The sequence below is a fragment of the Niveispirillum sp. genome (genome assembly GCF_052437035.1).
Lineage (GTDB): Bacteria > Pseudomonadota > Alphaproteobacteria > Azospirillales > Azospirillaceae > Niveispirillum.
In genome coordinates, this window is the sequence record NZ_JBQVOH010000003.1 from 305,536 (window position 1) to 325,607 (window position 20,072).

Genomic DNA, 20,072 nt, shown 5'->3' on the forward strand with positions numbered 1-20,072 from the left:
TATCAGTCTGACAGGCCGGCGGCCCGGCGCAGCAGACGGGCCATGTCGGCCTGGTCCTGAAGATCGTCGATGGCCTGGATCAGCGGATCAGCCAGATCGGCGGCACCGGCGAAATCCAGACAGGCGCGGAACTTCCGCAGATGCTGTTCCCGGCTGAGCGGGCTTATGGGACTGCCCAACTGGCTGTCGATATGGGCCCTCACGATGCGCCCATCGGTCAGGACGGCCTCCGCGATGCCGGGGGTGAAGGCGGCGGGGTCGGGATTGTCGTCCGCCACCACCTTGATCCGGCTGCCCAGCGCATGCAGTGCCGGGTCCGACAGCCGGCTTCCCGCGAAATCCGACAGGCCGACGGTGCCGCGCGTCAGTACGACCGCGCCCAGCCAAGCAAAACAAAGCCGCGCGTAATTGGCCGTCAGTGCCGCCGGATACGCGGGCAGGGGACGGCCCACCAGCCGCTGGATCAGCGGCGGCGCGGTGTAGATCAGGCTTTCCAGATTGGCGGCTGTCACCCCATGGTCGCGCATCAGCGTCTGTAGGGCGACGATCCCCCCATGCGCGGCGCGGCCCGTGGGAAAAGGCTTGTGGCTGACCTCTGCGATACGCCAATCCTTGCCCAACCGGTCCAGCAGCGGCGGCAGGTCGGTTGCTGCTTCGAACATCGCCAGATAGCCGAACGGACCGTCGATGCTGCCCGCCGTGCCGGGTATGCCGGCCATTGCCAGATCCAGCGCCATCAGGCTGGCTTGGGCGGCATGTGCCACCTGGATCGGCAGGCCGGGCTTGCCCTCCACATGCGCCTGCATGGTGCCCGACGCGAAGGCGAGGGCGTGGCCAAAGGCGTCGCATGTCGTATCGACATCAAGTCGCCGCAGCCGGGCCATGGCCGCCACACAACCGAAAATCCCCGCCGTGGCCGGGCGGAAGAATTTAAGGGGCGTCTTGGCGGCAAGGCCCAGTGTCACGGCGATATCGACACCGGCGGCCAGTGCCGCACCGAACTCCGCCCCCGTCACGGGCAAGGGCTGGCGTGCCGTGTCCGCTATCATGGCGGCCAGGATGGTGGCCAGCGGATGCAACACCGCCACCTCATGCACGCAGTCAAATTCCTGGGCATGTATCTGAAAGGCGTTGATGAAGGCCGCCTGCGGCGCGCTCAATCGATATCCGCGCCCCAGGATGGGGGCTTGACCATCCCCGCCCCATGCCTGCGCCACGGTACCGATCTCTGGCGCAAATGGCGCCCTGGCCCCCGCGATCCCCACCCCCAGCGTATCCAGAAGGAAGGTGCGTACCGCGTCGCGCGCCGGTTCAGGCAGGGTGACCCATTCCACCGACAAGGCGTGACGGGCCATGATTTGCGAGGCGGTCATGCGGCTTCTCCCGTCAAACGTCCCGGCCATTGCGTGGGCAGGGGGCGGCCTTCCGCCAGTTCCAGGCATTCCGTCACCAGCATGCCAATCTCCGCCGCCCCCATCCCCGCCGCCTGCATCAGGCCACGCGCCTTGTCGATGGTGCGGTCGATGGAGAGCGGGTTCTCCGGATCGCCCAGGGCGTCTGGCTGCTCATGCACCAGCAGGTCGCCACTGATGAGGTTGAGGACCACCCGTGCCCCGAAATGATTAGGATAGGCCCCGGCATAGGGTTCGCCCACCGTCACCTTCACCCGCGACCGCAGTTCGGCCACGGTGGGGTCGGTAATCATCGGTGGATCGAAGGCCGAAAGCGGCGGGGGACCACCCAACAGGCTGACAGCCACCGCATGCTGGAGCGAGAATTTTGCCTCAATCACAGTGCGCGGTGCGGGCCGGTCGCAAAAGCGTATGGCATCGCCATAGGTCTGAATGGCAATCCCCCGCACCTCCCGCAGGTCCAGCCCTTCGCGACCCGTTTTGGACAGCAGGGCCAGGGCCGCGTCGATCACCGGATGGACGTGGCGGCAGGCGGGCCAGGGCTTCAGGCTGACATCGGTGATGCACCATCCCGCAGGACTGACCCCGGCCAGAAGGTCGGCGGGCGTGGCACCGGGGGCCGTGGCCGCGAACAGCCCTTCCTTGCCCTCCAGTATCTGTGACGGCCCCCGCAGGCCGGCGGCGGCCATGCGTGCGGCCAGCAGCCCATCACCGGCGGCCTGGGCATTGTGAACCTGTTTGGCGCTGGACCGCGGGTCGTTGCGTGTCTCCCACAGGCCGCCGGTGCGCGTGATGGCCAGCGCCATGGCCTGGGCCATGCCGTCGCGGTCAAGGCCCAGCAGGCTGGCGCAGGCCGCCGCCGCGCCGACGGTTCCGGCACTGGCAGTGGTATGCCAGACGCGGTAATGCCCGTCGCCCAGCGCGCGGCCCAGGCGGATCACCGCCTCATACCCGCGCACAATGGCATCCAGAAGGGCATCGGCACTGGCGTTCGTCGCCTGGGCCAAGGCCAGGGCGGCGGGGATGACTATGGGGCCGGGATGCACCCTTGCCCGCTTGTCCACGTCATCCATTTCATAAATGTTGCCCAGTGCGCCGTTATACCGTGCAGCCGCTTCCGCGCCCGCACCATGGGCGCGACCGATCACGGTACAGGGACCGCCTGCACCATCCAGGAAGACAGCGGCAAGCGTGTCGGCAACCGGTGTTGCCGCCCCGATCACGGCACATCCCGCCCAATCCAGAAGATGAACAGCCGCCCGCCGCCGCATCGCGGTGGGAACCGGGCGGGAAAGATGGTCGGCGAACTGGGCGATCAGCATCATCATGACCCTATTTGTCCGGACAAAACTCCGTACCATGCTTCCCGGCATCAAACAGCCATGCGATGGCGGGACGGGATGGATTTCATGCCGCCCGTCCGACAGGTGGAGATGCGGAGTCCCTGTCACGGTTGACGAAGCGGCCTTGCGGGAGGTTTCATCCCCCGTCCGCAGATAAGGAAAGTGCAGCGTGGCCGTTCCCCGATACCAGCAGATCGCCCAGATGCTGCGCGCCGCCATCACCAGTGGCACCTATAAGGTCGGCGACCTTCTGCCGACGGAGCAGGAGCTTTGTGCCACCCATGGCATTTCCCGCCACACGGCCCGCGATGCGCTACGCCTGTTGACCGATGCCGGTCTGGTGACCCGCAAGCGCCGGGCGGGCACCGTGGTGGCGGCCAGTGCGGAGCCGGCCCTGTTCGTGCAGCCGCTGGGGGGATTTCAAGATCTGCTGCAATATGCCCGCACGGCCCGGCTGACCATTCTGGCTTATGTTCCCGCACCCACCGACGGCATGGCCCGTGATCTTGGCCTGATGCCGGGGGACTGGCGGGAATTGCGCGGCCTGCGCCGCGACGGGGCGAAGGTGGTGGGTCTGACCCGCATCCTGATCCGCACCGATTGCGCCCCCTTGCAGGCGGAGATTGAGGAGACGCCAACCGTGGCCGACGCGATCGAGGCCCGGTTCGGCCTGACACCCAGCCGTATCGACCAGCAGATCAGCGCCATGGTGCTGGACAGCCGGAACGCGGCCCTGCTGGGCTGTGAACCGGGCACAGCGGCCCTGCGTACCCGCCGCACCTATCACGATGCCAAGGGCGTGCTGTTCCTGGCCAGCGAGAGCATCCATCCCGCCGACCGCTTCGTCTATTCGATGAGCTTCAACCGGGAGCGGGAGTGAAGCCTTTTACCCAAAGGTAAAGTTCGGTTTGCGCTTCTCCCGGAAGGCATTGCGCCCTTCGATGAAATCCTCACCTTCGATGGCGTCCAGGAATTCTGCCACCGTGTCGGGATCGTCGGTCAACTGCCCGCCCAGCACGCGGTTGATCATCCGCTTGGTGGCGCGTGCCGTGTACTGGCTGGCCGCCGTGATCTGTCCGGCATAATCCAGCACTGCGCCTTCCAGCGCATCCACCGCCGTCACCCGGTTGACCAGCCCCATGGCAAGCGCTTCGTCGGCGCCCAGCAGACGGCCCGTGAACAGTAGGTCCTTGGCATGGCTTGGCCCCACCGCCTGCACCAGCCGCTTGGTATCGCCCAGCGGATAGACTAGGCCCAGCTTGCCCGGCGTGATGCCCATGCGGGCGTCGGATGCCGCAAAGCGCAGGTCGCAGGCTAGGGCCAGACCCAGCCCGCCGCCCACACAGGCCCCCTGGATCATGGCGATTGTCGGCTTCACGAAATCGGCCAGCCCGTCCATGGCGCCCGCAATGTCGCCAGCATAGGCGGCGGTGCTTTCGCGTGTTTCATAGGCGGCTTCGAATTCGGAAATATCGGCCCCGGCGGCAAAGGTTCCTTCCGCCCCCTGCACCACCAGCACGCGGATGGCGGGGTCAGTCGCCGCCTCACCCAGACGCACGCGCACCAGCCGCCACATTTCCTGCGACAGGGCATTACGCTTGGCAGGATGGTTCAGGATCAGGCGACCGATGCCATCGGCGTCGCGGCGCAGAATAACCTTGTCGGACATGTCACACCTTGTCTTTGTCTCTCACCCGTCCGCGCGCCAGCTTCCGGCGGATTTGCGGGTGGAACGCATGTGGTATTTGAAGCGGTCTGGCCGGTAATGGGCGTGGATCAACTGCACCGCGCGGCCAGCCTTGTCCCGCATCACCCGTTCCACCCGGAGTAAAGGCGATCCGGAGGCGAGGTCAAGGGCGGCCGCCATCTGCGGTTCGGCTGCGACTGCCGTGATCCACTGCTCCGCCTCATGCGGGGTGGCGCCGACCCGTTCCAGCAGGACCAGGGTGGGGATGCTTTCCATCTCCTCCCGGCTGATGCGGGCGGCGATATCGGTGGGCATGTACTGGATCAGATAGCTGAACGGCTCGCCCGACAGTTTGCGCAGGCGTACGGCGCGCTGCACCATTGTGCCGGCTTCCATATCCAGCAGTGCCGCCACGGCGGGCGGGGCCGGCATATCAGCCAGTTCCAGCACCTGCACCTGTGTTTCCAGCCCCATGGTCTTCAGGCTGTCGATCAGATTGTCGAAACTGCCATGGACCTGGGGCAGGGCGGCGGATGCGGTGACCAATGTGCCACGCCCGCGATGCCGGCTGACCAGATCATGGGCCGCCAGTTCGTTCAGCGCGCGTTTCACCGTGATACGGGACACATCGAACAGCCGGGCCAATTCCTGTTCGCCGGGGATCACCGAATGGGCCGGGAATTCGCCCGTGCGGATTTTCTCCCGCAGCACCAGATAGATCTGGTGATAAAGCGGGACCGGTGTGCTGGGGTCCAGTTGATCCGGGCTCAATCCCGCCGGGGTCAATTCTTGGTCCATGAAGGGGCGTCCAGGGGGCATGGGAAGGGAATGCTCCCGACTTATCCGCATCTTATGCCTGCCGCACAAGGATGGCGTTGCGGTCGGAAGCGTTCTGTCCTCATGCCGACAGGGTGCGTGTCAGGTCGTGCGGCGTCACCCCGGCGGCCCCGGCGCGGTCCAGCACGCCCTTCAGACTGTCGCCCAGTGCTTTGACGCGATAAGGCAGGCCGCTGACATAGGGGCGCACGGTCAGGGTGAGAAGGCGCGGGCTGTTGAACCTGCCCGCCTCGTCCAGAAGCCAGTCGGCGGCATCCGCCACCTGCGTGGTCCATTCATGCTCAGGCCGTGCGTAGTTGATCAGGATCTGCCAGTCGTCCAACTCATTGGATAGGGGCAGGGCCGCCAGATCGCCGGCTTCCGTCCGGAACCGGGTCGGCAGATCGTCATGCGCCCAATCCGCGAACCAGCTTATCCCCTTGGCCGCCAGCCGGGCCGGTGTGGCAAAGCCCTCGGCCCGTGCCGGGCTCAACCACCCGTCGGTGCGATACCCGCAGGCCGTCTGGACCGCGTCCAGGGTGCGGGTGATGTAGCCATCCTCCACCTCTGCCGACAGGCCGGAATGGTGCAGGCTGTCCGTATCCCAGCCATGGGCGCAGATGTCATGCCCGTCGGACAGGACATCCCGCACCAGCCCGGGATAGCGTTCCGCGACCGCGCCTTGTACCGCGAAGGTGGCGCGCAGTCCCAGTTTGCCGAACAGTGTCAGCAGACGATAGGCACCGACCCGGTTGCCATAATCACGCGTGGTGTAATGGCGCAGGTCCGGATAGGGCGTCTGCATGGCACCCGGCGCCTTGAACGGCTGCCCCGATGGGTTCAGGGTGAAGAATTCCAGCGGGACCACTACCCACAGGCCCAGCTTCGCCCCACCCGGCAGGGTGATGGGCGTGCGGTCGATAATGGGGGATGCCGGATAATGGTCATGGTCCGGGCCGGCATGACGCTTGGCATAGGTGAAATAGCTGTCGGGCAGGATGCTCATCACAGGCCCCCCTGCGGATTGAAACCGGTGCCAGGCCGCGCATCGCCGCGCCGGGCGATGTCGGCCAGGGTCTGGTCGTAATGGTTGGCCATATAGAACTCGGCGATTTCCTTGGCCGTAGTCACCCAGACATCGTCGCGGTGGCTGGTGATATAGCGCAAGGCCTCCCGGAACGGGCCAATACGATGCGGATGGCCGACCAGATAGGCATGAAGCGGGATGCACATGACGGTCCCTGTCTCCGCCCCTTCCTCCAGCAACTGGTCGAAATGGCGCTTCAGGGCATCGGCATAGGCGCGTGGGCTCTGGTGATAGATGCCATAGGTGATGACGTCATTGACCTCCAGGCTGTAGGGCATGGAAATCAGGCGGTTGTCGCCCTTCACCTTCACGGGTTGCGGCTGGTCGTCCTGGAATAGGTCGCAGCTATACCAGAAGCCATATTCGGCCAAGAGATCGAGCGTGCGTTCGGTATGGGTCAATGCCGGTGCCAGATAGCCCCGGATGCGCTGCCCCGTGGCATCCATGACGGATTTGATGCTGTCTTCCAGCACGGCGCGTTCCTGCGCCTCCGTCATGTTGTAGGAATAGCGGGTGTTGTAGATGCCGTGGCTGAAGAATTCCCAGTCACGGTCCACGCAGGCGCGGATGATTTCCGGGTGATGGTCCAGCATGGCGACGGACAGGCTGATGCTGCCGCGCACATTGAACTCGTCCATCACTTCCATCAGCCGCCAATGCCCGACCCGGTTGCCCCAGTCGCGGGCGGAATAGGGCACGATGTCGGGATGCGGCCGGCCCCAGGGCTTGCGCGACGGGTTGATGGGCGGGTCCAGTTCATAAAACTCGATATTCGGCGCCACCCAGAATGCCACCTTCTTGTTCCCCGGCCAGGTGATCTTGGGCCGGTCGCGGTAGGGCCAGAAATCGTACAGGTTGGGATCGCTGTGCATCACTTCCGTCCTCCCGCTCAACCGGCCAGGGCCGCCAGATGGGCGTCCACTTCCGCCACATTCACGACGTCGGCATATTTCAGCAGAAGGTCGGTCAGGTTGGCGTAGTGGTAGCTTTCGTGTTTATCGGCCACGCATTCCTCCGCAACGATGGTGCGATAGCCGCGGGACAGGCTGTCCACCGCCGTGGCGCGGACGCAGCCCGATGTGCTTCCGCCTGTCACGATCACCGTATCGACTTTGTGCCAGACCAGATAGCTGGGCAGCGGCGTTTCGAAAAAGGCGGATGGCATGCGCTTGTCAAAGACGAAGTCCACGGAAGGATCGATCTCCACACGCGGGTCGAAGGCGTGGCGGTCACTGTCGGCCTTGATGTTCTGCAGGCTGTCAGGCGTGTTTGTGCGCGTGCCCCAGACGCCGGCATCGCCCGCGTCGGGCTTGTACATCACGCGGGTCCAGATGACAGGCATGCCCAGCCGGCGGGCGGCGGCACTGATCCGGTTCACATGCGCGATCTGATCCGGGTCGGTGACATAGGCCGTCTTGGGGAACAGGTCGGGCCGCGTATAGGCCTGCTGGAAATCGACATTCACGATGGCGACCCTGCTGCCGAAGCCGAACTTCGCGCGGGTCGGATTGGCCTTCACCTGTTCAAACAATTGGCGGGCCGTCTTCTCTTCCCGCACCATCGTCGGCTCGAACCGCATCGTATCGTCTTTCCGTCTGGTAAGTGAACTGACCCTGTTTCCAACAGACCGGCGGGTTTTGAAATGGCCGGCGCCGCATTCATCTGTCAGGTGGACAGGGATGGCCCGTCCTGTGGACGGATGAAGGGGCCGCTGCTGCAATTGGCAGCGCCGCCACTGTCCGCTGGGTGGATGGGACGATGAAAACTTTCCGCCGGCCAGCATTCCCATTGGTGAAGGCTGATGGTGTCATGATAAAGACATATCATTATACCATTTAAAGCCGGGGGCGTGCATGTCTGTCGATCGGTCTGAATTCAGGCAAGGCTGGAAGGTGGTCGCCGCCTCCGCCCTTGGCATCGGTACCGGGCTGTCGCCCATTCCCTTCTACACGATGGGTGTCTTCGTGGCGCCGCTGTCGGCGGAATTCGGCTGGGGCGTCGATCAGATCATGCTGGCGCTGATGATCATGACCCTCGGGGCCATGGTCATGGGACCGGTTGCCGGCATGGCGGCTGACAAGTTCGGTGTGCGGCGTGTCGTGCTGATCTCCGTGGCGCTGTTCGGCGTGACGCTGGCCGGCTTCGCGCTTTCGAACGGGTCGCTGACGCTTTTCTACATCAACTGGATGATGATGGCGGCGCTGGGGGCGGGCACCCTGCCTATCACCTGGACGCGGGCTGTCAATAACTGGTTCAACGCCAATCGTGGTCTGGCCCTGGGACTGTCGCTGCTGGGCACGGGCCTGTTCGGGGCGTTCGCCAAGCTTTATGCCAATTACCTGATCGGCGTGGTCGGATGGCGCATGGCCTATGTCGGCCTGGCTTTGCTGCCGTTGTTGCTTGCGCTGCCGGTTGCGTTCCTTCTGTTCCATGACGTGACGGACAAGGGGGCAACGGGGGCGCCGGCCAAGGTGGCGCATCGCGGCTTCACCCTGCGTCAGGCACTGCGCACCTACCGGTTCTGGGTGCTGGCCATTGCCTTTGTGCCCATCGCCTTCGCCGTTGGCGGCCCGATCCCCAATCTGGAAAAGATCCTGGGCTCCAAGGGGCTGGATGCGCAGCAGGCAGTGCAGATTGCCAGCCTGATCGGCCCGTCCGTCATTGCGGGACGCCTGATCGGCGGCTGGCTGATCGACCGGTTCTGGGCACCGGGCGTGGCCTTTGTGCTGCTGGCCTTGCCGGCGGCGGCCTGTCTGCTGCTGACGGGTGACGGCGTTACGGCCACGCCCGCCATTGTGGCGGTATTGCTAATCGGGTTCGCGGCGGGTGTCGAATATGACATCCTGGCCTTCATGGTCAGCCGCTATTACGGCATGCGGTCCTATGGCGCCATTTACGGCATGATGTACGGCTTCTTTGCCTTCGGTGCGGGTTTCGGTCCCTTCATTTTCGGGCGGATGTTCGTCCAAAGCGGCCATTACGACACGGCCCTGCTGTATGGCGCCATCGCCCTGCTGACCGGTGCGGCCCTGCTGCTGACCATGGGACGTTACCCCACATCGGAAAGCCTGCCCGGCGATGATGCCAGGCCCGCGACGGGGGGGTGAGGAAATGGGCCTTTCCCTTGTGGAGAAGCTGTGGGCGCGTCACTGCGTGGCCGATCTGGGCGACGGTACCGACCTGCTTTATATCGACCGTGTGCTGCTGCATGAGCGCACCGGGTCCATGGCGCTGAAGGGGTTGAAGGAACAGGGGCGCGCCGTACGCCATCCCGACCGCGCCTTTGTCTGCATGGATCATATTGTCGATACGCTGCCGGGGCGCAGTGACACGACCATCATGCCCGGCGGTACCGCCTTCATCCATGAAACGCGGGCGGCGGCGGCGGAAGCCGGCATCCGCGTCTTCGATATCGGTGACGTCCGTCAGGGCATCGTGCATGTTGTCTCCCCCGAACAGGGTATCGCCTTGCCGGGGGCCACGTTGGTCTGTCCCGACAGCCACACCTGCACGCAGGGCGGTCTGGGCGCCCTGGCCTGGGGCATCGGATCAACGGAAGCCGCCCACGCGCTTGCCACCCAGACGCTGGTGGTCAAACGGCCCAAGACCATGCGCGTGCGGTTCGACGGGGCGCTGCCCCCCGGCGTGGGCGCAAAGGACATGATCTTGCACCTGATCGCGGCCCATGGGGCCGGCGGCGGGTCGGGCTACGCCATCGAATTTGCCGGATCTGCGGTGTCTGCCCTGTCGGTTGAGGCGCGCATGACCCTGTGCAACATGGCCGTTGAATTCGCGGCCTGGACGGGGCTGGTTGCGCCTGACGCCAAGACCATCGACTGGGTGAAGGGCCGCCCCTTTGCACCCAAGGGCGATCTTTGGGATGCCGCCATTGCCGACTGGCAGGGGCTGGTCAGTGATGCGGATGCGGTCTTCGACAAGGAAATCCGCATCGACTGCGCCGCCATCGCACCCACCATCACCTGGGGCACCAGTCCGCAGCATGCGGTGCCGCTGACCGGCTATGTGCCTGATCCCGATATCGCTGCCGATGCTACAGCGGCGCAGGCGCGGCGCCGGGCGCTGGATTATATGGGCCTGAAGGCGGGTGACGCCCTGGTCGGTCTGCCCATTGACGGGGCCTTTATCGGCAGCTGCACCAACAGCCGCCTGTCGGACCTGCGCGCGGCGGCTGCCGTGCTGAAGGGGCGGAAGGTCGCGGCGGGCGTTCGCGCCATCTGCGTTCCCGGCTCCATGCAGGTGAAGGCGGCGGCAGAGGCTGAGGGGCTGCATCTGGTGTTTCAGGCTGCCGGCTTTGAATGGCGTGAAAGCGGCTGTTCCATGTGCTTCTTCGCGGGCGGCGAACATTTCGGCAAGGGGCAGCGTGTTGTCACCTCCACCAACCGCAATTTCGAAAACCGCCAGGGGCCGGGCACCCGCTCGCATCTGGCCAGTCCCGTGACCGTGGCGGCCTCTGCCATCGCCGGCCATATCGCCGATCCACGGTCATTTCTGGGGGAGGGGTGATATCATGCAAAAGTTCACCCGCCTGACCGGCATCGCCGCCCCGCTGTTCCGCGCCAATGTCGATACCGACGCCATCATCCCCTCACGCGAGATGAAGAAAGTATCGAAGGAGGGGTTGGGCGAGGGCATGTTCGCCGACTGGCGCTATAGCGATGTGGCAAACAGGGTCGAGAACCCGGATTTCATCCTCAACTGGCCCTGCTTCCGCAAGGCGCCGATCCTGCTGGCCGGTCCCAACTTTGGCTGTGGCTCGTCACGCGAACATGCCGTCTGGGCGCTGCAGGATTACGGCATCCGCTGTGTGATTGCGCCCAGCTTCGGGGCGATCTTTCAGGGCAATTGCGTGCGCAACGGCATTCTGCCGCTGGTGCTGCCGGAACCGTCGGTGGCGGCGTTGGCGCAGGCGGCAACGCCGCAGCTCCTGACCGTCGATCTGGCCGCGCAAAGTGTGCGTGTGCCCGACGGCACCGAACTGCCCTTCACCATCGCGCCCGCCGACAAGGAAATGCTGCTGGAAGGGCTGGATGCCATCGGCGTCACCCTGAAACGGCTGCCCGCCATCAGGGATTTCGAAGGCAGCTACCGCGCCCGCAATCCCTGGCTTTTCTTCTGACTTTCAGCGTTCGAGGTTTCTCATGTCGCAGGACGACAAGACCGCCACCCCGTTACCCCTGGCTGGATTGAAGGTGGTGGAATTCACCCACATGGTCATGGGTCCCACGGTGGGCATGGTGCTGGGTGACCTGGGCGCCGATGTGGTGAAGGTGGAACCGATCGGGGGCGACAATACCCGTCGCCTTCTGGGCTCGGGTGCGGGCTATTTCCCCATGTATGGCCGCAACAAGCGCAGCCTGTCGGTGGACCTGAAATCGCCGGAAGGCAAGCAGATCGCCTTTGACCTGATCGATAAGGCCGATGTCCTGATCGAGAATTTCCGCCCCGGTGCCATGGATGCGCTGGGTTTTGGGGAAGAGGCGCTGAAGGCGCGTAATCCGGGCCTGATCTATTGCTCCGCCAAGGGTTTCCTGTCCGGTCCCTATGAACATCGCGCCGCGCTGGATGAGGTGGCGCAGATGATGGGCGGCCTTGCCTATATGACCGGTCCGCCGGGCCGCCCCCTGCGCGCCGGGGCGTCGGTGATCGACGTGATCGGCGGGCTGTTCGGGGTGATCGGCGTGCTGGCAGCGCTGATCCAGCGCGGTACGCTGGGCCGGGGCCAGACCGTGAAATCGGCCCTGTATGAGAATTGCGTGTTCCTGGTGGGACAGCACATGGCCCAGTATGTCGTGACCGGCACCGCCGCGCGCCCCATGCCCGTGCGTATCTCCGCCTGGGCCATCTATGACCAGTTCCAGACGAAGGATGAGCAGACCGTCTTTGCCGGTGTCGTCACCGACGGGCAATGGGTCGGCTTCTGCAAGGCGTTCGGTCTGGATGATTTCGCCGCCGACGAGACGCTGGCCAAGAATAATGGCAGGGTGCAGGCCCGCGACCGGATCATTCCGCGCGTGCAGGACCTGTTCAAGAGTTTCACCAAGGCCGAGTTGTTGGCCAAGCTGGAGGAGATCGGTTTGCCCTTCGCGCCGATCAACCGACCGGAGGATCTGTTTGATGATGCACATCTGGCGGCCTCTGGCGGGCTGCTGGACCTGCATCTGCCCGACGACCAACGCCCGATCCGCCTGCCGGCCTTGCCGGTCGAGATCGACGGTCAGCGCCCCGCGATCCAGCATGATCTGGCCAAGCCCGGTCAGCATACGGGCGAGGTGCTGACCGAACTGGGGTACGACCCGGCCCGCATCCAGGACCTACTGTCGCGCGGTCTCGTCGTTCAGGCGGAGGGGTAAGTCATGACCGGTACCTTCATCGAGATTTCCGAGGTCGGTCCCCGCGACGGGCTGCAAAGCATCAGCCCGATCATGCCGACCGAGGCCAAGAAGGCCTGGATCGCCGCAGAGGCGGCGGCAGGGGTGCGGGAGATTGAGGTCGGGTCCTTCGTTCCGGCCAAGATACTGCCGCAACTGGCCGATACCGCCGAACTGGTATCCTTCGCCCGCACCATCCCCGGCCTGACGGTCGCGGTGCTGGTGCCCAATCTGAAGGGGGCGGAGGCCGCCGTGGCCGCTGGCGCACACAAGATCACAATCCCGCTATCTGTTAGCGAGACGCACAGCCTGCGCAATGTCCGCCGTACCCATGCCCAGATGCTGGAAGAGACCGCCGCCATCGCCGCCCTGATCAAGGCGCAGCCGCAGGGCGGCCGGCCCAAATTTGAAGGCGGCCTCTCCACAGCCTTCGGCTGCACCCTGGAAGGGGTGGTGCCAGAGGCCAAGGTGCTGGAAATCGCCGAGGCATTGATGAAGGCCGGCTGTGATGAGGTCGGCCTGTCCGACACCACCGGCTATGCCAACCCGGCCCAGGTCAAGCGCCTGATCCGCGCGGTACGTGGGGTGGTGGGGCACCACGCCTGTTCCGGCGTTCACCTGCACAACACACGCGGCCTGGGTCTGGCCAATGCGCTGGCGGCACTGGATGAAGGCATCACCACCCTGGATGCATCGCTGGGCGGGATTGGCGGCTGCCCCTTCGCCCCCGGTGCGTCCGGCAATATCGTGACCGAAGATCTGGCCTTCATGCTGGCCGCCATGGGCTATGAGACCGGGGTCGATCTTGAAAGGCTGCTGGCCGTGCGGGATATCGTGAAGTCGGCCCTGCCGGACACGGAGATGTACGGCTTCACCCCGGATGCCGGATTGCCGAAGGGGTTCCAGGGCGCCTGGGGCGTGTGACCGCCCGTCACCCTGGATGCCGCCCGGAACGGGAAAACGGCTGAAGTAGCCTCAAACCGGTGGTGCAGCCTTAGCCTTAGCCCCTGCTAATCCCGGGTCCGTCAACCCGCTGCCCGATGGCTTTGGGCAGCGGGGGAATTTTGAGCCAGCAAGATATTCACTAGCTTGTGAGTTAATATTTGATCCGGTATATAGGGCCAGGGATAAAACAGGGAGGTGCCACGAAATGGCGTTGAAGGACCGTATCGCGATTGTCACGGGTGCTGGTGGTGGATTGGGCCGTCAGCATGCGCTGTTCCTGGCCCGGCAGGGCGCCAAGGTTGTTGTCAATGATCTCAGCCAGGAAGCAGCCGATGCCGTGGCTGCGGAGATTGTCGCGGCGGGTGGCGATGCCATGGCCGTTGCCGGATCGGTGACGGATGAGGCGGCGGTGGCGTCGCTGGTGTCCCGTACGATGGCGCAATGGGGCCGGATCGACATACTGGTCAACAATGCCGGCATCCTGCGTGACAAGAGCTTTGCCAAGATGGGGCTGGATGATTTCCGTATCGTCCTGGATGTGCATCTGATGGGTGCCGTCATCTGCACCAAGGCGGTGTGGGAGATCATGCGGACCCAGCGCCATGGCCGCATCGTAATGACCACATCCTCCTCCGGTCTTTACGGCAATTTTGGGCAGGCCAATTACGCGGCGGCCAAGATGGCGCTGGTCGGCCTGATGCAGACATTGGCGATCGAGGGGGAGAGGTACGGCATCCGGGTCAATTGTCTGGCCCCAACCGCCGCCACGCAGATGACCGATGGCGTACTGTCGGGTGACAGTCTGGAACGGCTGCACCCGTCCCTGGTCAGTCCGGCCCTGCTGCCGCTGGTGTGCGATGACGCTCCGACGCGGACCATCCTCTGCGCTGGCGGCGGCAATTTTGCGGCAGCCAACATCACCCTGACCCAGGGTTGCTATATCGGCAGCGATCCTGAAACGGGTGCCAGGGTGGTGGCCCGCTTGGACGAGGTCACGGACCGCACCGGGGAGATCGTGCCGGGATATGGTTTCATGCAGGCCGAACGCGAACTGGCCGCCAGCGGCTGGAGCCAGCCGGTCATGGCCGTGGCGCGGTAAGCCATCACTACGGGAGGGGCATCACCCCTCCCGCACCTTGCAGACTTCCTTGAAGCCGGCGGCCATGAAGGCGGCCATTCGGGCCTTCACGGCGGCGAAATCATCGGATTTGCAAAGACCGCCCGACAGCTTGTCGATACGCCCCGTGCGCGCCAGGGTCAGCAGCAGCGCCCCTGTCACGAAATGGTAGCCCCAGAAGATATCCTCCTCGGTACAGCCGGGCAGGGCCTTCTTCAGCAATTCGATCAGGCGCAGGACGACCGGATCGAAATGCTTGTCCATCAGTTCGGCCCCCCATTCTGGGGTATTGGCAACCTGCGCGCCCAGGGCGGCGTAGTTTTTCCAGCCCTCCCCCCCCTCGATATAGAGGTCAAGGTCGGTGTCCAGGAAGGCGTGAAGCGCCCCCTCGACCGTGGGCTTGCCGGCGGTTGCCTTTTCATATTCGTCCAGCACGGTCATCCGCCGCTCGCTGGTCACGGCGGCACGGCGCGCAAAGACGGCGTCGAACAGCTTCTTCTTATCCTCGAAATAGTAATTCAGCAGCGTATGGTGGACACCCACGCGCTGCGCCACATCCTTCAGCGTGACGCCATAGAGACCGTGCTTGGAGAAAAGGTACTCGGCCTCGTCGAGGATCTGTTCCATCATCTCCGCGCGCTGCTCCGCCTTGGTGGAGCGCCGGCGGGATTTCACCTGTTCAGACACCGGTTCGTCTTTCCGTCATTGCCAGTACTGTGGCGGAAGACGCGTGGGGCGCCTCCACCAATTCAACCGCCACCATATTGAACCCGCAGGCGGATTTTGTCGATCTTGCCGGTTCCCGCCAGCGGCATGGCATCCAACCGGATTACGGCATCGGGCAGCCACCAGGGGGCGACCTTGCCATGCAACGGGGCCAGCAGCCCTTCATCATCGATGCTGTCCCGTGTTTCCACCAGCAGGATGGGTCGTTCGCCCCATTTGGGGTGGGACCGCCCGATGACGGCGACCAGCGACACCTCCGGCAGGGCGCCGACCAGCGCCTCGATCTCTGCCGGATTGATCCATTCGCCGCCCGATTTGATCAGGTCCTTGGCCCGGCCCGTGATCATCAGGTTGCCGCGCCCGTCAATGCGGGCCAGATCGCCGGTGGGGAACCAGCCTTCCGCATCGGTGGCTGGTGTATCCTGTCCGAAATAACGGTCGATGACGGCGACGCCGCGTACCCGCAGATGCCCCTCCATCCCCCGCTGCTGGGGCAGCGGCTTGCCATCCGCGTCGGTTAACAGCAGATCCACCCCCACCGATGGCCGGCCAGACAGGGCCGCGTCACGCACCCCATCGGTGGCAGGGGCCACGGTACCGGACGGGGATAGTTCGGTCATGCCCCAGCTTGTCTGCACGATGACGCCCAGTCGCCGTTCGATCCGTTCCATCAGGGCCGGGGGCAGGGGGGAACCGCCGACGATGATGCGTTCCAGACTGGGCACCTCGCCCCCCGTCGCATCCAGATATTCCACCAGACCCAGCCAGACGGTGGGTACACCGACACCCACCGTGACGCCTTCGGATGCGATCAACCGGGCCAGGCTGGCCCCGTCCGTCTGCCGCCCCGGCAGCACCAGCCGCCCACCCACCGCCGGCACGGCAAAGGGCAGACCCCAGGCATTGGCATGGAACATGGGGACGGCGACCAGCACGCTGTCGCGCCCCGACAGGGCCATGACATCGGCCTGCAGCAGTTTGAGGGTATGCAGGAAGCTGGACCGGTGGGTGTAGGTCACGCCCTTGGGCGCGCCCGTCGTGCCCGATGTGAAGCACAGGCCCGAGGGCGCGGTTTCCGCAAACCCGCCCCACGCCGCATCGCGCGCCGCCCCGTTGATCAATGGGTCCAGCGCGGTGGCCAACGGCCAGTCATCAGGGGCGGCGCCATCAATCACCAGCACCTGGATGATGCCCAGCGCCTGTGCCGCCACCTGCCGGGCCAGGGGCACAAGGTCGGCGCTGACCACCAGGATGCGCGCCTGCGACTGATCCAGCATCGCCGCCAGCTGTTCCGCCGTCAGGCGGGGGTTAAGGGTGTGGCAGACGGCACCTGCGCCCATGATGGCGTACCAGACCTCCACATGCGCTTGGCTGTTCCAGGCTAGCGTGGCCACCCGGCCGCCCCGCCGCATGCCATAGAAGCCAAGGATACCGGTCACGGCCAGACTGCGGTCCATCAGGTCGGCATAGGAAATGCGGGTCGGCTTTCCCCCTTCGCGTGCCGTCACCAGCATGGCATCGGGGTGCCATTTGGCGGCATGGCGCAGGAACTGATCCAGCGTCAGGGGGAAATCCTGCATGGTTCCGTCCAGCATCAGCAGACATTCCCCTTGGACGGCAGCACGGGTGAGGCGACGCCGGTATTCCAATTCCAAGCCAGGGTGCCGGCGGCCCGGCGGCGGCAGACCGTGGTCTCATGCAGGGCGAACATGCCCGGTCGCATCCGCACCCCCGGCTTCGGCGTGCCGGCAAAGGCCATATAGCCCTCATCCTTGCCGAAGACGGGCCATGCCGGCTGTCCATCCGCCACCGGCGTACCGGTGCGGGCGAAACTGGCCCAATAGCTGTTCATGGCCGCCGACAGACGGCGTTCGGTCGCATTGTCCGGCACCTTGGGCCAGAGCGGCGGGGTACGGTCGGCGGTGCCGAACACATAAGGGATTTCGGCGGCGTGGAACGCGTGCAGCCCATGTTCGTCGGCCGCCGGATAGCCATGGTCGAAGATATAGAGATAGGCGCTCTGGCCCAGCGCCGTCTGGTTGTGGGCCAGCCGTTCCGAGGTCCAGCCATACAGCGCGTCGCGGGTGGTGGCCAGCATGCTCTCCTCGATATTGCTGGCCGGGTAAAGCCGCAGGAACAGGTCAGCCAGATCGCCATACCGTTCGCGGATCATCCCCTCATAAGCGGCGGCATCCGCAGGTTTCGGCGGCAGCAGGAACCGGAGGGAGCGGATTTCGCCGCTGTTGAACCCGGTCAGGATGGGGACGGGCGCCTGCTGTCCCTTGTCGAAAACCTCGACCAGCTGTGCCGGCAGCACCTTGCCATCGACGGTGCCGAAGGGGATATAGCCGGCCTTCACCGCTTCCGCCGTCAGGGTTTCCGGGTCCATGGCACGCAATGCGGCGACATCGGCGGCCCCGACCTTGCCGGCCACATAGGCACCAATTCCTTCCGCCGCGAACTCCCCATTGCGGGGCTGTTTCAGTTCGGGCGTGGAGATCATGTAGGCACTTTGCGCGATCGCCTTGGCAAACAGGCCCTTGGCCTGGGGTGAAGCCATCAGATACATGACCGACAGGGCGCCAGCGGACTCTCCTGCCACGGTCACATTGCCGGCATCACCACCGAAGGCGCCGATATTGTCGCGCACCCAGCGCAGGGACGCGATCTGATCCAGCAGGCCGTAATTGCCGGAGATGCCGTCCGGGTTCTCCGCGCTCAACCCCGGATGCGCCAGATAGCCCAGGATGCCCAGCCGGTAATTGATGGAGACGACGATCAACCCCTGCTTGGCTAAGCCCGATCCATCATACATTTCCTCATGCCCATACCCGCCCGTCAGCGATCCGCCATGGATCCAGACCAGGACCGGCGCATTCTTCGCCCCTTCCGGTGCCCAGATATTCAAGGACAGGCAATCCTCTCCCATCTCCTTGGGCGGGTTGGCGTAGATGCTGGCCAGACGCGGGCGCGGCTGCACACAGGCGCGGCCTGGATCACCCGCATCGCGCACGCCGGTCCAGGTGGGCAGCGGTTCCGGTGCCTTCCAGCGGCGGTCGCCCACGGGTGGTTGGGCGTAGGGAATGCCTTTGAAGATGGTCAGCCCATCCTTGGCGCGGCCCACAACCGCACCTGCCGGGGCGGTGACGGTGGGATTGTCCTGCGCCATGGCGGCAAAGGACAGAAATGCGGTCGCCGCGCAGGCGCCCAAGCGAAGGGAAAGGCGCATCAGTGGCCTCCGTTCCGGTGTGCCATCCCCTTTAACACCCGCGCCAGCATCAAAAACATGCCGATGGCCAGGAAATAGAAGGGGATCAGGCTGTAAAAGGCGATTTGCAGGGAATTGTCCGGGTTGGCCGCCCGGAAATAATCGCTGGCCGCGCCCAGATATGTCGGCCCCAGGCCCAACCCGATCATGTTCATGACCAGCAGCAGCAGGGCACCCGACATCACCCGCTGATTGGGGCGCACCGCCTCCTGCACCAGGGCCACGGCGGGCGACAGGTAGAAGTAGTTGAAGAAGGTCGGCCCGATCAGGAACAGCAGCGCCAGCTCCCAGCCCGGTGCCCAGACGAAACCGGCAAAGAACGGCACCGCCCCCACCAGACCCACCGCCGGGATTAGGGCATAGGCCTGCCGGTAGCGCACGGAGTACCGGTCGATCAGGCGCCCCGACGCATACATGCCCAGGCTGATGCCCACCCCGATCAGCAGCGCGTAATAAAGCGCCACCTCCTGCAGGCTCATGCCTTTTTCCCGCATCAGGAACAGGACGGTGAAATTCATCACGGCATAGGTGACGAACTGTGTGGCGCCACAGGCCAGCGACAGCAGCACCAGATCCTTGCGGCCAAAGAACATGGAGACGGTTTCCATGAATCTGGCCTTCTCCATCGGGGCTGGTGCGGTGCCCGGTGCTGGCAAATCCAGCCCGCCACGCTTCGGCTCCCTAATGGTCAGCCATACGATGGCCGCCGCCACGATGCCAACCACGCCCAGCACGACAAAGGCGCTGCGCCAGCTATAGGCGGCGGCGATGGAGGCGCCGAAGGCAACCCCCATGGCCTGACCCAGCGGCGGACCCAGATTGAACAGGCCCAGTGCCGTGCCCCGCTGGCCCGGCGCGAAATAGTCGGTGATGATGGCGTAGGAGGGGGGAACGCCGCCGGCCTCTCCCACCCCCACCGCCATACGCGCCGCGACCAACTGCGGGTATGTGGATGCCATGCCGCAGGCGACCGTCGCCGCACTCCACAGCGCACATGCAATGGACAGCACCTTCACCCGGTTCGCCCGGTCGGCCAGCCACGCCACGGGGATGGAGATGGTGCAATAGAACAGGGCGAAATACAGCCCGCTGATCAGGCCCAGCTGCCCGTCGGTCACCCCCAGATCATCCTGGATAGGCTTGGCCAGGATCGACAGCAACTGCCGGTCCAGGAAGTTCAGCACATAGACGAAACACAGCGCACCCAGCACGTACCAGGCGCGGGCGTCCGGCGGCGGGTGGGCCACCGGACTGTGCAAGGGGGAAGGCGCGGCATTCATGG

Annotated in this window: 18 protein-coding genes; 7 read left to right on the plus strand and 11 right to left on the minus strand. The window is 64.9% G+C overall.

Annotation, left to right across the window (positions count from 1 at the left end; all coding sequences use genetic code 11):
- Window positions 1-2: 2 nt before the first annotated feature.
- Window positions 3-1,373, minus strand: a complete 1,371-nt coding sequence (locus tag ACT6Q8_RS10570; protein ID WP_444732259.1) for an MmgE/PrpD family protein — start codon at window positions 1,371-1,373, stop codon at window positions 3-5.
- A complete protein-coding gene (locus tag ACT6Q8_RS10575) occupies window positions 1,370-2,740 on the minus strand; it encodes an MmgE/PrpD family protein (protein ID WP_444732258.1) in 1,371 nt (456 codons plus the stop codon). Before ACT6Q8_RS10575 ends, ACT6Q8_RS10570 begins: the two co-directional genes overlap by 4 nt.
- A 184-nt stretch (window positions 2,741-2,924) precedes the next feature.
- Between ACT6Q8_RS10575 and ACT6Q8_RS10580 the strand changes: the two genes are divergently transcribed.
- A complete protein-coding gene (locus tag ACT6Q8_RS10580) occupies window positions 2,925-3,635 on the plus strand; it encodes a GntR family transcriptional regulator (protein ID WP_444732257.1) in 711 nt (236 codons plus the stop codon).
- Window positions 3,636-3,641: 6 nt separating this feature from the next.
- Here ACT6Q8_RS10580 and ACT6Q8_RS10585 read toward each other — a convergent pair whose 3' ends face one another.
- The 5 genes from ACT6Q8_RS10585 to ACT6Q8_RS10605 all read right to left on the minus strand — a co-directional run bounded on the left by ACT6Q8_RS10585 (window position 3,642) and on the right by ACT6Q8_RS10605 (window position 7,924).
- Entirely contained in the window at window positions 3,642-4,424 is a 783-nt protein-coding gene (locus ACT6Q8_RS10585) for an enoyl-CoA hydratase-related protein (protein ID WP_444732256.1), read from the minus strand.
- A gap of 21 nt (window positions 4,425-4,445) precedes the next feature.
- Window positions 4,446-5,240 carry a GntR family transcriptional regulator gene (locus tag ACT6Q8_RS10590; protein ID WP_444732255.1) on the minus strand — a complete coding sequence of 265 codons (795 nt, stop codon included), beginning with the start codon at window positions 5,238-5,240 and terminating at the stop codon, window positions 4,446-4,448.
- Between the two features lie 100 nt (window positions 5,241-5,340).
- Window positions 5,341-6,264: a polysaccharide deacetylase family protein gene (locus ACT6Q8_RS10595; RefSeq protein WP_444732254.1), complete on the minus strand. Its 924-nt coding sequence runs from the start codon at window positions 6,262-6,264 to the stop codon at window positions 5,341-5,343.
- A complete protein-coding gene (locus ACT6Q8_RS10600; protein ID WP_054166431.1) occupies window positions 6,264-7,217 on the minus strand; it encodes a polysaccharide deacetylase family protein in 954 nt (317 codons plus the stop codon). Before ACT6Q8_RS10600 ends, ACT6Q8_RS10595 begins: the two co-directional genes overlap by 1 nt.
- Before the next feature lie 17 nt (window positions 7,218-7,234).
- On the minus strand, window positions 7,235-7,924 hold the full coding sequence (locus ACT6Q8_RS10605) for an isochorismatase family protein (RefSeq protein WP_444732253.1): 690 nt from the start codon (window positions 7,922-7,924) through the stop codon (window positions 7,235-7,237).
- A 274-nt stretch (window positions 7,925-8,198) separates the two neighbouring features.
- Between ACT6Q8_RS10605 and ACT6Q8_RS10610 the strand changes: the two genes are divergently transcribed.
- The 6 genes from ACT6Q8_RS10610 to ACT6Q8_RS10635 all read left to right on the plus strand — a co-directional run bounded on the left by ACT6Q8_RS10610 (window position 8,199) and on the right by ACT6Q8_RS10635 (window position 14,778).
- Window positions 8,199-9,452 (plus strand): MFS transporter, encoded by a 1,254-nt coding sequence (locus tag ACT6Q8_RS10610; RefSeq protein ID WP_444732252.1) that lies wholly within the window; start codon window positions 8,199-8,201, stop codon window positions 9,450-9,452.
- Between the two features lie 4 nt (window positions 9,453-9,456).
- Window positions 9,457-10,869: a 3-isopropylmalate dehydratase large subunit gene (locus ACT6Q8_RS10615; RefSeq protein WP_444732251.1), complete on the plus strand. Its 1,413-nt coding sequence runs from the start codon at window positions 9,457-9,459 to the stop codon at window positions 10,867-10,869.
- Between the two features lie 4 nt (window positions 10,870-10,873).
- Window positions 10,874-11,482, plus strand: a complete 609-nt coding sequence (leuD, locus tag ACT6Q8_RS10620) for a 3-isopropylmalate dehydratase small subunit (protein ID WP_054166435.1) — start codon at window positions 10,874-10,876, stop codon at window positions 11,480-11,482.
- A 22-nt stretch (window positions 11,483-11,504) separates the two neighbouring features.
- Window positions 11,505-12,716: a CaiB/BaiF CoA transferase family protein gene (locus tag ACT6Q8_RS10625; protein ID WP_054166436.1), complete on the plus strand. Its 1,212-nt coding sequence runs from the start codon at window positions 11,505-11,507 to the stop codon at window positions 12,714-12,716.
- Between the two features lie 3 nt (window positions 12,717-12,719).
- Entirely contained in the window at window positions 12,720-13,658 is a 939-nt protein-coding gene (locus ACT6Q8_RS10630; protein ID WP_054166437.1) for a hydroxymethylglutaryl-CoA lyase, read from the plus strand.
- 226 nt (window positions 13,659-13,884) lie between these two features.
- Entirely contained in the window at window positions 13,885-14,778 is an 894-nt protein-coding gene (locus tag ACT6Q8_RS10635; protein ID WP_054166438.1) for an SDR family NAD(P)-dependent oxidoreductase, read from the plus strand.
- 21 nt (window positions 14,779-14,799) lie between these two features.
- Here ACT6Q8_RS10635 and ACT6Q8_RS10640 read toward each other — a convergent pair whose 3' ends face one another.
- The 4 genes from ACT6Q8_RS10640 to ACT6Q8_RS10655 form a co-directional block, all read right to left on the minus strand.
- Complete coding sequence (locus ACT6Q8_RS10640) at window positions 14,800-15,483, minus strand: TetR/AcrR family transcriptional regulator (protein ID WP_444732250.1); 684 nt, start codon at window positions 15,481-15,483, stop codon at window positions 14,800-14,802.
- 62 nt (window positions 15,484-15,545) lie between these two features.
- Complete coding sequence (locus ACT6Q8_RS10645) at window positions 15,546-17,117, minus strand: AMP-binding protein (protein WP_054166440.1); 1,572 nt, start codon at window positions 17,115-17,117, stop codon at window positions 15,546-15,548.
- A complete protein-coding gene (locus tag ACT6Q8_RS10650) occupies window positions 17,117-18,751 on the minus strand; it encodes a carboxylesterase/lipase family protein (RefSeq protein ID WP_444732249.1) in 1,635 nt (544 codons plus the stop codon). Before ACT6Q8_RS10650 ends, ACT6Q8_RS10645 begins: the two co-directional genes overlap by 1 nt.
- A complete protein-coding gene (locus ACT6Q8_RS10655; RefSeq protein WP_444732248.1) occupies window positions 18,751-20,070 on the minus strand; it encodes a spinster family MFS transporter in 1,320 nt (439 codons plus the stop codon). Before ACT6Q8_RS10655 ends, ACT6Q8_RS10650 begins: the two co-directional genes overlap by 1 nt.
- Window positions 20,071-20,072: the final 2 nt, after the last annotated feature.